Annotated in this window: 9 protein-coding genes and 1 pseudogene; 6 read left to right on the top strand and 4 right to left on the bottom strand. The window is 55.0% G+C overall.

The genetic code is table 11. The features are described 5' to 3' along the window. The first annotated feature begins 170 nt into the window (after positions 1 to 170). On the top strand, positions 171 to 665 hold the full coding sequence (locus JX360_RS07885) for a ribonuclease H family protein (RefSeq protein WP_244350107.1): 495 nt from the start codon (positions 171 to 173) through the stop codon (positions 663 to 665). An 86-nt stretch (positions 666 to 751) separates the two neighbouring features. Next, positions 752 to 2,386 (top strand): DUF3352 domain-containing protein, encoded by a 1,635-nt coding sequence (locus JX360_RS07880; protein ID WP_244350106.1) that lies wholly within the window; start codon positions 752 to 754, stop codon positions 2,384 to 2,386. Between the two features lie 253 nt (positions 2,387 to 2,639). On the opposite strand, the gene JX360_RS07875 is transcribed toward JX360_RS07880, so the two are convergent. Together JX360_RS07875 and JX360_RS07870 are read right to left on the bottom strand one after the other, a co-directional pair. After that, positions 2,640 to 3,299 (bottom strand): OB-fold-containig protein, encoded by a 660-nt coding sequence (locus JX360_RS07875; RefSeq protein WP_244350105.1) that lies wholly within the window; start codon positions 3,297 to 3,299, stop codon positions 2,640 to 2,642. A gap of 205 nt (positions 3,300 to 3,504) precedes the next feature. After that, a pseudogene (locus JX360_RS07870) lies at positions 3,505 to 4,006 on the bottom strand (transposase); the annotation flags it as partial. A 190-nt stretch (positions 4,007 to 4,196) separates the two neighbouring features. Between JX360_RS07870 and JX360_RS07865 the strand changes: the two are divergent. Further along, entirely contained in the window at positions 4,197 to 4,982 is a 786-nt protein-coding gene (locus JX360_RS07865; RefSeq protein WP_244350104.1) for an AAA family ATPase, read from the top strand. Between the two features lie 6 nt (positions 4,983 to 4,988). Here JX360_RS07865 and argB read toward each other — a convergent pair whose 3' ends face one another. Beyond that, entirely contained in the window at positions 4,989 to 5,891 is a 903-nt protein-coding gene (gene argB / locus JX360_RS07860; RefSeq protein ID WP_244350103.1) for an acetylglutamate kinase, read from the bottom strand. Between the two features lie 275 nt (positions 5,892 to 6,166). On the opposite strand from argB, the gene JX360_RS07855 reads away from it, so the two are divergent. Together JX360_RS07855 and JX360_RS07850 are read left to right on the top strand one after the other, a co-directional pair. Beyond that, complete coding sequence (locus JX360_RS07855) at positions 6,167 to 6,784, top strand: hypothetical protein (RefSeq protein ID WP_244350102.1); 618 nt, start codon at positions 6,167 to 6,169, stop codon at positions 6,782 to 6,784. A 128-nt stretch (positions 6,785 to 6,912) separates the two neighbouring features. Further along, positions 6,913 to 8,712 carry a DUF3352 domain-containing protein gene (locus JX360_RS07850; protein WP_244350101.1) on the top strand — a complete coding sequence of 600 codons (1,800 nt, stop codon included), beginning with the start codon at positions 6,913 to 6,915 and terminating at the stop codon, positions 8,710 to 8,712. Positions 8,713 to 8,741: 29 nt separating this feature from the next. Here the strand turns inward: JX360_RS07850 and JX360_RS07845 are convergent, their stop codons facing one another. Beyond that, positions 8,742 to 10,598, bottom strand: a complete 1,857-nt coding sequence (locus tag JX360_RS07845; RefSeq protein ID WP_244350100.1) for an ABC transporter ATP-binding protein — start codon at positions 10,596 to 10,598, stop codon at positions 8,742 to 8,744. A 345-nt stretch (positions 10,599 to 10,943) separates the two neighbouring features. Here JX360_RS07845 and JX360_RS07840 point away from each other — a divergent pair, with 345 nt between their 5' ends. Next, positions 10,944 to 11,861 carry a 5'-nucleotidase gene (locus tag JX360_RS07840; protein WP_244350099.1) on the top strand — a complete coding sequence of 306 codons (918 nt, stop codon included), beginning with the start codon at positions 10,944 to 10,946 and terminating at the stop codon, positions 11,859 to 11,861. The last annotated feature ends 1 nt before the right edge of the window (position 11,862 follow it).

Genomic DNA, 11,862 nt, shown 5'->3' with positions numbered 1-11,862 from the left:
AATAGAGTTTTGCTGGATTGACAACAGAATGCTTAGGTTTCTACTACCGATAGTGTGACAGCCTTCATTCTTGCGGCTATTAACACTATCCTAGGGCAGTAGCGACGGCACACCGCAAGGCGATAGGATGCAGGTTCTGTCCTTGCAAGGTTTGAAGGGATCCCTTGAGCATGGCCACAGTTTCTCGCAAAGCGGCACGACCGACTCGATTGGTGACTTGTCCTCGCACTGGCATTTTCACCGACGGAGGATGTTCTCCCAATCCGGGGCCAGGGGGATGGGCTGTTGTGGTGGTTCAGGAGGATCAAATTGTGGAGGAGTGGTACGGTGGGGATCCCGCTAGCACCAACAACCGTATGGAGTTAACCGGCTTAATTCAGGCATTGCGGTATTGCCGCGACACTGAAAACAACACCATTCACACCATCTACAGCGATTCCAACCTGTGCGTACAAACCTACAACAGTTGGATGTCCCAATGGGCTGCGCAGGGATGGCGGCGACGCACTGGCCCCGTGGAGAACTTGGATTTGGTGCAACAGCTGCATCAATTACAACAGCAGTGCCCCCACATCCAGGTGAGCTGGATTCAGGCCCACAAAGGGATGCGTTGGAACGAATATGCAGATGAGTTGGTGGCCCGCGGTCGGCTGCAGGCGAAGTGATTCAGATCACATCTAAGCCGATAGTAGCAGACAAGGTTCCAGCCCATCGCCTATGCTCAGAGAGATGGCTCGTTGCAGGTGTTTCCATGCAGGCCCAACTTCATCGTGGTTTTCGCCCTCTCTCCCTGACCCTGCTGGCTTTGGGAGGGGCTTGGCTGGTCGGGGCCTGTCAGCGAAAAGCTCCAGAAGCCCAACTGCCAGGGGATATTCTGCCGGAGACGGTGTTGGTTCCCCAATCTGTACCGATGGTGTTGGCCTTTGCCACCAACCCAGAAGCAGCGTTCAGCACCCATCCTGATCTGTTGGCACAATGGGAAACCTGGACCTCAGAAGCCTTGGCAGAAACCGGCAGCGAGTTTCCCAGAGAGGACATCCAAAACTGGGCTGGGGAGCAGTTTACGATGGCGGTGGTGGTGCCCAATCTGGTGCCGACTGCCTCTGAGCCTATCCCTGGGATCCTGTTCGGGGCCAGTACCCGCAACACCGATTTGTCTGGGCAATTTTTGGCCCAGGTGCGGCAACAAGCGGAAGCAGAAGGGGCTAACTTCGAACGTCGCCAAGAGCAAGGGGTGACCCTCCACGTCCAAACCAACGGGGATCCCGGCGAACAGTGGGTGACCGCAGAATTTGGCAACCGTTTTGTGGCTGTGGCCAACGATCCAAGCGTGATGCAGCAGGCGGTGGCTGTTTATCGTGGTGAAGCAGAATCCATCAGCCGTTCTGAACGCTTCCGCTCTGCCGCTGCCGAGCTGTATACCGATGGAGCCCTGGCCTTTGCCTACCTTAACTTTGAGACTTTACAGGACAACCCCGAATGGGGGGGCTGGATGGAGGAAGTCGATCCAGCGGCACTGAAGTCTCTGAAGCCGATTCGCTCCTTGGCCATGGCTGCCCACTGGCAGGAGCAGGGCTTACGAGTCCGGATGCTCACCCAAACCGATCCGGAGGCCAATTTACAAGCTGGATTGCAACCTGCCCGTGGGGAGCTGATCCAACGCCTGCCAGGTAACGCTCTGACCGTGATCAGCACCCAACAGATTGCCCAACGTTGGCAAGCCCTGTTGCCTAAGCTAGAGGAAGATCCGCTGGTGAAAGAGTCGCTGGAGGAGCTGCGGGCTGAGTTTCGCGCCAGTACCCAACTGGATTTGGAACAAGATGTGCTCGCCTGGATGGATGGGGAACTGGCTCTGTTGGTGGCGCCAGATGCTCAGGCCCATCCGCTCTTACAGGGTATGGGGGCAGCTTTGGTGATCGAGAGCAGCCAAAAAGACAAGGCCAACACCGCCTTAGCTCAGTTGGATCAACTGGCCCAGGAATCGGGGGCAAGGGTGACAGAAGCCAATGGCCAAGTGATTTGGGCGGATTCGCTGTTTAACCAGCCGCTGCTGATTCGGGCTTGGGAAGGCAATTACTTAATCATCACCAGCAGCACTGGCGCCTTACAAACCATTGCCCAACGGCAGGGCAACCTTCTGCCCCAAACCGAACCCCTAAAAACCCTCTACGATCAACTGCACAAGCCCAACTACGGCTACTTTTTGCTCAACTGGCAAGGGATCCGTACCCTTTTGGAAGCAGCCTTGCCGGGTGGGTTGGCCACACTGGATCCAGAAGCACAGGATTTGTTGACTCGCATTGACGGGCTAGGGGTGACCAGTTATCCCGTTGGGGGGCATGGGTTGGGTCTGGAATTCCTGGTGACGGTGCCAGCGAAGCCCTAGCCGGATCCCCTCACTCCCCTGCTGCTGCAAGGCATTTAGGCATCATGTCGGCTCCATTGGCGACTTGAAGTCAAAAGCCTCACACAATGTCAGGGTCAAGCAGATCTCGAAGGGTCATCCAACCCAGTCGGATCCCTGCCTATCATGCCAATGCTTAACCAGTCATCCAATTCATGTGGATTCAATTCATGTGGATTCATATGATTAGGGACGCTCTACCTGAATATGTGAAATATGTGAATTAAGACAGAGTCTACTTCGGCAAAACGGGAGAAGAGCCAGATTGTAGCCAGCGGGCCTCATCGGGCCCATCTTTTAAGATCACCACATATCCCTGGGATCCGTGCTCAATCAAGATGACTTCTTGGCCTCTTTTCGGTGCGGTGGTGGCCCATTCAGGCAGTCGGGCGCTGACGGTAACCCGATTGCGGTGGGCATCCAAGACATCCACCTGGCCGATGCGCCCTCCCAGGGGGATTTCCTGTGAGCTAACTGTGCCCACCCGCCCAATCAACCGTTCCTCGCTGGTATCTTCCCCAAACCCGGCGAATGCCAAACCTATCGGACGGGCAATCCAACGCCCCAAGCCGATAGAAACCACTAGGGATCCCATCAAAATCCCAAACTGCCCCATACTACCGAGGGATCCCAACCAACCCAGCAACGCCACCTGAAGCCCCCAGCCCAGTAACCCCCAGAGGGAAAAATCCAAGGCTAGCAGCAAAACCAACGGTGCCTCCCCCACCCCCAACCACCCCAATAGGGATCCGTTATCCGCATCTAGCTCTGGATCCAAGTTAGACTCCACTTCCAGATCTTCATCTCCCCCACCCGCCAGGATCACCAATAGAAACAGGCCGACCCCAACTCCCAACAGGATCCAATAGGGCAAATTCAGCAAGCTAAAGAGCATAACGGGCCTCAATACGACACTCAAACATCTGCGCCACTCGCCCCGCTTATCTCTTACCTCTACCGTATCAGCTTGGAGAAAGATCTAGAGCCATCTAGAGCCCATCCTATGGCAGGGGATCCCTTCGGATATGCCTACAGCACCTTGACGGGATATGTTGACTGGAACCACAGTCAATTCAAATAAGAAAAATAAGAATGAGACATTAGCAAGCACAGTAGTTCCGGATCACTTCATCAATAGAAGTTCCAATGTCGGCATGCATCCTTGGTCATGCATCCTTGCCCTCTTGAGAGCACTAACATCATGCTCTATGTCATTTAGGTCTGGGGAGTACCTGGGCAGAAAGACTACTTCATGTCCCCCAGCTTCCACCAACTCCTTTATCCTACCCTTACGATAATTAAAACAGATGGCCTCTCTAAGCTCGGTATTAAGTATCGCTCCAGCCTCCCTTCAAATCCTTCTGCATTTAAGCTGCCTTGAAAAAGCATAGGTGCTATCAAGTCCTTCTTCTTTTTCCTCCTACCTGCCACTAGGCTCTCTCTCTTCCCTCTCTTTGCCCAAGCATAAACACATGTACATATCTCATCAAAACTCGTCTCGTCAATATAAACTAAGCTATCACTGCCATATTTCTGTATGAGCTCTCGCAAGACCCTGTAGTATTTGATTCTCTCTTGCTGGTCTCGTTCTCGATACCTTATCCACCCACCCAGTAGATAGGTGTAAGCAGCCAAGTTGGCCTGCTCCTCTGAATACTCCAGGCCCTGAATTCCTGAGCGGATCCCTAGTACGTTGGAAACTCCGGGACAGATGGAAAACTGACCCCTTCTCACGCCCCATTAAGCCAAATCCAGCCAGGCTGAACACATCTGAATTGAGGAGGTTGCGGCGATGGACTACTACAGGATGTTTTATCCCGTTGGGGGCGCAGGGCTATTTTTGGTGGTTTTCGGAGGGATCCTCTTTGGGATCTTTCGAGCCTTGAATTTACAAATTGGGGAATTGGCGGATTGGGCAATCGGCATTGCGAGCTTTTGGTGGTTGGTGGTAATCATTACGATTCCCTGGACTATCTACTTTCAGGCCAAGGCTGTCCATCGGGAGGCGCAGGTTTCTCAGCAGCGAGGGATCCCGGTTGAAGCAGAGGCATTCACTTACATTCGTAAGCTCACCTACTGGTCCCTGCGGATCGCCATTGCTCTGCATTTGGTTTCGGCAATGGTTTTTTACGGGTTGGCCTTTTGGCAAATTACCCCAATTGGTTATGTCAGTTCTGTGGCAGCATTGTTGCTCACGGCGTTACGTCCTGCCTTGCGGGGATATGAATATCTGGCGGATCGTTTGACGCAATTGCAACGACAAATTTTGGTGCCCCGAGAAGATGCGATTGAGCTGGCTTTTCAGGTGAAGAATCTGAAGCGCCAAGTGGAGGTCATGCAAAACCAGTTGGATCCCCATTATCCCAATTCTTGGGCCCAACGGGAAGAAGAAACCCGGCGCTACCTGCGACAGGAACTGGCCACAACCCAAGCGCAAGTGGAGCAATTGCGAGCCAGCAACGACCTAGACCATGAGCAACTGCGGCGAGAGGCCCAACAAGCGGTGGCTCAGCTGAGCATTGACAGCCAATTTCTCAGCCATGTGCGGGAGATCTTGCGCTTTGTGAAGGAGGCTTGAACAGACTCACCGGGATCCGTTACCTGCTTCCCCCACCTGGGCGGAATACTGGGAGGGAACCAACTTAGTACCCACCCCAGCATCGGTCAAAATCTCCAGCAACAGGGAATGCGGGGATCCCCCATCCAGAATGTGGGCAGCCCGTACCCCTTGGGCCAAAGCCCGGATACAACACTGTACCTTGGGAATCATGCCTCCCTTGACGACACCCGTTTGGATCAGTCGGCGGGCAGTTTCGATATCCACCAAGGTAACCAAAGAGCTGCGATCCTGTGGATCTCTAAGAATGCCAGGGGTATCGGTGAGTAAAATCAGCTTTTCTGCTCCCAGAGAAGCCGCCAGTTCCCCGGCCACTGTATCGGCATTGATGTTGTAGGCTTGGCCCGTTTCATCCGCAGCCACACTGGAGATCACCGGAATTTGTCCGCCCTCCAACAGGGTTTGAATCAAATTGGGGTTAATGCTGCTCACCTCCCCCACAAAGCCGATTTCCGCCCGACCCTGGGAGCGTGCTTTGATCAAGTTGCCATCCCGTCCACACAACCCCACTGCAGATCCGCCCGCCAAGCTGATCAACTGCACAATTTGCTTGTTGACTTTACCCACCAACACCATTTCCACCACTTCCATGGTGGCGCCATCCGTCACCCGTAGGCCATCCACAAACTTGAAGGGAATATCCAGCTTTTGCAGCCAACTGTTGATCTCCGGCCCCCCTCCATGCACCAACACCGGACGAATACCAACACAGGAGAGAAAGACAATATCCCGTAGCACCTCAGCTCGTCGCTCTTGATGCACCATGGCGGCACCGCCATATTTGATCACCACGACTCGACCTTGATATTGCTGGATGTAGGGCAGCGCTTCGCTGAGGATTTGAGCCCGCGTCAGAGGATCACATTGCATGACCTGCGATCCGGCTGGATCGGAAAGGGAAGAGTTGGTCAGCACTGCCGTCAGTCCCAATAAGTAAGAAAACTTGACCTAGACTATCGCATTCTGCAGGTTTCGGACTCAACCTGCTGGGTTGTCCCAGCCATGGCCCAGATCGGTAAGCCCTGAGACTCAATGTCCGGCTCCACGACGGATCCCTAGCTCGAACCGATCGGCAAAATCCGCCGCTTATCATAGGGGCATCTTGATGGGAACATCTTGGCCATCTGATTCGGAGGAAAGCTCCCATGACTGTACTGCGATCCCGTTGGCAGAGATTTTGGCTGGAATGGACTTTGGCCACGCTACTGGGGCAGGGGGCTGGCTTAGTCCTTTTCGGCCTGATGGTGTTGCTGTTGACACAGTTTTTTCGTCCCCCACTTTGGGTATTGGGGTTGCTGCTGGGCTTCTCCCGCGGTTTGGGGGTGGGAATCGGCCAAGGGGTGGCCTTGGGATCCCAAATTTTGGCGACAACAGAGCGAGCTGTGGCTTGGGTTGGGGCTACATCTTTGGGTTGGGCAGCCGCGGCTGGCGCCAGCCTGTGGTTGGTGCAACAAACGGGAAATGCTTGGTTGGGAGTCGGGGTGGCCGGAGCCATTCTCGGTTTGGCGCAGTGGTTGGTGTTGCGTCAGTTTGCCTCGCGGGTAACGGTGTGGTTATGGATGGCCACTTGGGTAACAGCCTTTGGGCTAGGTCAGTTGGCTGAGCAGATTCTAGGGAACTTGCCGGAAAACGTTTGGGCTGTGGTGGCCTTGTTGTTGGTGCGGGGCGTTTTGAATGGGGCAGTGACGGGCAATAATTTGGCCTGGATGTTGCAGAATGCGTCAGAGGAAGCCGATCCGCCAGCACCCACACCTGGCACCTAGGCCAGGGGGAGGAAGGTTGGGCATAAGCACAGTCCCCCTCACAGGTAAGATGGTTACGCACCGCTCACCTGTTGGCATTGGCTTGCTAAGGGCAGGACGGCACAGGCTTGTGTCTGGGGAATAGGGCTATGGGGCAACGGCGACTCTTACGCGGGATCCTGATTGGGCTGGGGCTTTTGGTGGCCATGACCGTATGGGTTGTGACGTGGCTGCTGACCCAAAGTCCAGTGGCTTTGCTGCTGGCTCACCCCGATTTGCCGCCGATTGTGGGTTTAGCCCCCCGTTCTACGGAGGCGATGCTGGTGCTGGCTACCCCCCTCGAGGATCTGCAAGCCTTTTTGCAAGCCGCTACCCCCCCTGCAAAACGACGGGCCACTCGTCAGCGCTGGCGGGAGTTTTTCTCACCCCAAGGCCCCGCTTGGCTGGGATCCATCCTGGCCGGGGGATCCCTTGATTTTGAGCGGGAAGTTCGTCCCTGGCTGGGGCAGAGCACGCTCCTAGCCCAGTTGCCCCAGTTGGGCACCTTGGTTGCTTTAGAAACCCGTAATCCAGCAGCCGCACAATTTGAGCTGAATCTGTTGTGGGAACGGCAGAGCTTGGCCGGGATCCCGGTGCAGGTCCAAACCTACAAAGGCATTCAGGTGGTATCTAGCCCGTTGCCGCGGTTGGATGGATTTTCCGCAGCGATGTTTGGCGAACGGTATGTGTTGCTGGCGGAGCAAGCCGCCGCCATCCGGCAGGCGATCGATGCCTGGCAGCTGCCGCAGCTGTCTTTGGTGACTCAGCCACAGTTTCAACAGGTGATCGAGCCGTTGCAGGAGGCGCATGTGGGTTGGGCCTTTTGGCGAAACGGCGGCTCCCCTGCTGTCAATCCTGCTCTGCCGGACGGAGAGGACCAGGCGCTCAGGTTAGAGGCGGTCGGCTTGGCTCTGGGGCTGAATTTTCAGGGCCTAGTGGCCCAAAGCGCGGCCCTTTGGCATGCCCGGCCAGGGTTCTCATTACCGAGCACGGAAGCCTTTCGCCCGCAGATTCTCAAACACTTGCCGGATGAAACCTCGGCCTTGATTTCCGGGCAAAACTTGGCGCAGGTGTGGAGCAGCTTGGGTCAGATTCAACCCCTTTCTATCGGCTCGCTGGGGTTACAGGTGGATCCCGGTCAGTGGCTGAGCACGCTGGCCACCCAGGTGGATCTGGAGTGGCAGCCCCTGTTGCCGAAAAGGGGAGAATTTGCCCTAGCCCGCCTGGGATCCCCAACCGAAGAAGCGGATCCCTCCTGGTTGTTGGTGAGCGAAATCCCAGCAGAATCGAGCACTACTTTAGAAGAGGCCGTGCAAGCCCAAGGCTGGCAGGTGGTTTCCATTCCCATGGCCCAAGGTACAGCAACAGCTTGGGCCAAACCGGTGAAGCAGGAGGGGGCTGAACCCGATTCCCCTGCAGCATCCCAGTCCACCCAATCGACCTATCGCTCCGAGGCTCCGATCCTGGCAATCTCAGAACCGGAAGTGAGTGCTTTTTCTGCCGGTCAGTCCCCTTTGGCAGAGGCTATCCCCGACAACCTGGAAGGGATCCCGGAACCGCCCCCGTTGCTGGCCCAGGTCTATCACGTTGACCGGAATGGGTACTGCTATCTGGCTTCTTCTCTGGCGGTTTTGGAAGCGGCCTTGCAGGATCCCCCCCTCAGTGCTGAGCGGAGCTGGCGCAAGCTGGTGTCTCCTTTGCCGCACCGCAATCTTGGCTATGGTTACACCTCTCTGGGATCCCTGTTGGGTTTTGCAGAGTTGCCCTTTTTGAAGGAGTTCAAAGGAGCTCGACTGACTTCCACACGGGTGGTTTTCACCACGACTGCCCTCACCGCGGCTGCCGCTCCCTATCCTGACCAAGGCGGTTGGATCACGCAAGTGGGCAAACTGTTTTGGCAGTGGTATTGAGCTGGTATTGAGCTCGGTTGCTGGGGAGGCTATTGATACCCTGCCGCCTGTAGGGAAAACAAATGGGCATAGCGTCCTCCCAAGGCCAACAGCTCGGCATGGGATCCCTGCTCAACGATGCGCCCCTCCTCCATCACCGCGATCTGATCCGCCATGCGCACGGTGGAAAACCGATGGGAGATCAAGATGGCAATTTGGTCTTGGGTGAGGGCATGCAGGCGCTCAAAAATTTCATATTCTGCTTCGGCATCCATAGCAGCAGTGGGTTCATCCAACACCAAAATATCCGCCTGAGAACGCATAAAAGCTCTGGACAAAGCAATCTTCTGCCACTGCCCCCCCGAGAGTTCCTCCCCATCCCGAAACCACTTGCCCAACTGGGCATCGAACCCCTGCGGCAGTTCTTCAATAAAAGGTCGTGCCATTCCTTTTTCGGCAGCCAAAAACCAGCGGGGGCGCTCCTGTAAATGCTGGACATCCCCCAAGCCAATGTTTTCTCCAGCAGTAAACTGGTAGCGGACAAAGTTTTGAAAAATCACCCCAATGCGGCGATGAAGTACCTCCAGATCCCACTTTTGCAAATCCAGGCCATCCAATGTGATGCGTCCGGAATCCGGTGGGTACATCCGCACCAAAAGATTGATTAACGTGGTTTTTCCGGAGCCATTTTTGCCGACTAAAGCCAACTTTTCCCCAGGGCGAATGTGCAACGTAATGTTTTGCAGCGCCGGTTTAGAGCTACCAGGATACCGAAAGCTCACCCCCTCAAAGCGAATGCCATCTCCCGGAATCGGGCCATGATCGGCGCCCCCTAGGCAGGGTGGGATCCGCAACTCCAAAAACTCATACAAATTGGAGAGATACAGGGCATCTTCATACAAACCCCCCAGGGATCCCAGCAGAGTCGAAAGGGTGGTCTGGCCCTGGCGAAAAACCGTCAAATAAAGGGTCATATCCCCCAGTGTGATCCTGCCGGCCACCGTTTCCAAAACAATCCAGGCATAGGCCCCGTAGAAGGTGAGCGTACCCAGTGCCCCCAGACCAAAGTTCCAGGAACCCCGCCGCAACGTGAGATCCCGCCCCTCTTGGTACAGCCGCTGAAAGATCTCTCGATAACGATCCAGAAATAGCGGCCCCAGCTGATAAAGCTTCACCTCACGAGCAAAATCCTCACGGGCAATCAGGGTTTCGAGGTACACCTGCTGTCGGGTTTCTGGGGCGCGTCGACGAAAAATGCGAAAGGCTTCCCCGGCAAAACGAGTCTCAGCAATAAAACTGGGCAAAGCGGCTAAAAACAGGATCCCCACCGCCCAGGGAGAAAAGGCGAGCAACAATCCTCCCAAGGTCAGCAACGCGAGCAGATGCTTCGCCAAAGCAAAGCTACCGGTCACCAAGCTGATCGGTCGGCTAGAAGCCTCTTGGCGGGCGCGGGTCATCTGGTCATAAATTTCTGAATCCTCGAATTGGGCCAGCTCCAGTGTCAGGGCCTTCTCCAAAATCAGCACATTCACTTGTTGGCCCAGTAACACCCGCAGCAAGGACTGACAGGTTTGCATCCCCTGCTGAGTAGCCGATTGTACCACCAGGATCCCAGCTTCCAGGGCCACGTAGCGCAGGGCCCAGTGTCGATCCACCGCCTCCCCGGTCTGAGCTGCCAATACCACTCCATCCACGATCAGCTTGCCGGTATAGGCGATGGCCGCTGGTAATAAACCTGAGATCACCGTCAACACTGCCAGGATCAAGGTCAGCCAACGGTGGGTTCTCCACACCAACCCGACCGCTCGCCAACCGTAACCCAGTAGTGACACAGGAGATTGAAACGAACGCATATCCCGCCAATTGGGGGAAGGTTGATAGCGAGTGCGCAAGCGAGACTCTGACATGGGCCACTCAGGGATCCCATAGGATCCAATTCACGGCAGGAGGTTAACTTTTGAGGGATTCGGATCGTGCGGTTGGCGTGACGGGAAACCCGCGCTGCTTACATAGGGTTGCGGAGCAACAACCCTTAGGGTCAGGTCGGGAGAATGTCACTATAGAAAAGAAAATAAAAAAGCTGCATGCAGGAGCCGCTTCTACTCCAGATACAAGGGATACAAGAAGATATAGGAATCCTCACTCATCCTTCATGATTCTAACCGAGCGAACGGAAAACGGAATGTGTCAGGCGACCTCGTGCAGGGTACCATGAAAAAGAACTCAGTTTCTTTGTGATCCGTTTCATAAGAATGCCTGTTGATCTCAGTCAATATCTAGTGGTCGGGATCTCCTCCCGCGCTCTTTTTGATCTTTCCTACGAAGATGAGATCTTCCGCACTCAAGGGCTAGCCGCTTACGCAGATCACCAACTGGAAAACGAACAGTATATCCTCAAACCTGGGGCCGCTTTTCCTTTAGTTAAAGCCTTGCTGAGCCTCAATGCTCTCTCTCCAGGATCCCGTCAAACGGAAGTGGTAATCATGTCCCGTAATGCGGCTGAAACCAGTCTGCGTATTTTCAATTCTATCGATTATTATGGGCTGGATATTACCCGTGCCGCTTTGACTGGAGGAGCTGCTTTGGCCCCCTATTTGCAGGCATTTCGTGTGGATTTGTTCCTATCCCTTTACGAAGATGATGTACAGGCGGCCATTGATGCTGGGGTAGCCAGTGCGCTGGTGTACGAGAAGCCAACCGATCCGATCGAAACTGAGATCCAACAAATTCGTATTGCTTTTGATGGAGATGCGGTGTTGTTTTCGGATGAGTCGGAGCGCATTTACCAAGAACAGGGCTTAGAAGCCTTCGTCGCCCACGAAAAAGAGAATGCGCGTCAACCGTTGCCGGAAGGGCCGTTTGCCAAGTTACTGCGAGCTATTTCCAGCCTACAAAACCAAGGTTGCAGTCAGGGATCCCCGATTCGCACAGCTCTGGTGACCGCCCGCAGCAGTCCTGCCCATGAACGGGTGATCCGTACCCTACGGGAATGGGGTGTCCGCCTGGATGAAACCTTTTTCTTAGGGGGAATGCCGAAAGGAGAGGTGCTGAAAGCCTTTCGCCCACATATCTATTTTGATGATCAGACGGTTCATTGTGATCATGCCGCCCAATTTGTACCGACAGGCAGAGTTCCCTATCTCACTCGTTCGACCGTGACCCATGAATAGG

The organism is Thermostichus vulcanus str. 'Rupite', assembly GCF_022848905.1.
Taxonomy (GTDB): Bacteria; Cyanobacteriota; Cyanobacteriia; order Thermostichales; family Thermostichaceae; genus Thermostichus; species Thermostichus vulcanus_A.
This window is presented reverse-complemented; position numbering and strand designations above follow the sequence as displayed.

Bases quoted from the DNA above. Each gene is read 5' to 3' on its own strand.
- argB (WP_244350103.1), bottom strand. From the start codon at position 5,891: ATGCAATGTGATCCTCTGACGCGGGCTCAAATCCTCAGCGAAGCGCTG.
- JX360_RS07850 (WP_244350101.1), top strand. From the start codon at position 6,913: ATGGGGCAACGGCGACTCTTACGCGGGATCCTGATTGGGCTGGGGCTT.
- JX360_RS07865 (WP_244350104.1), top strand. From the start codon at position 4,197: ATGGACTACTACAGGATGTTTTATCCCGTTGGGGGCGCAGGGCTATTT.
- JX360_RS07855 (WP_244350102.1), top strand. From the start codon at position 6,167: ATGACTGTACTGCGATCCCGTTGGCAGAGATTTTGGCTGGAATGGACT.
- JX360_RS07845 (WP_244350100.1), bottom strand. From the start codon at position 10,598: ATGTCAGAGTCTCGCTTGCGCACTCGCTATCAACCTTCCCCCAATTGG.
- JX360_RS07840 (WP_244350099.1), top strand. From the start codon at position 10,944: ATGCCTGTTGATCTCAGTCAATATCTAGTGGTCGGGATCTCCTCCCGC.
- JX360_RS07885 (WP_244350107.1), top strand. From the start codon at position 171: ATGGCCACAGTTTCTCGCAAAGCGGCACGACCGACTCGATTGGTGACT.
- JX360_RS07880 (WP_244350106.1), top strand. From the start codon at position 752: ATGCAGGCCCAACTTCATCGTGGTTTTCGCCCTCTCTCCCTGACCCTG.
- JX360_RS07875 (WP_244350105.1), bottom strand. From the start codon at position 3,299: ATGCTCTTTAGCTTGCTGAATTTGCCCTATTGGATCCTGTTGGGAGTT.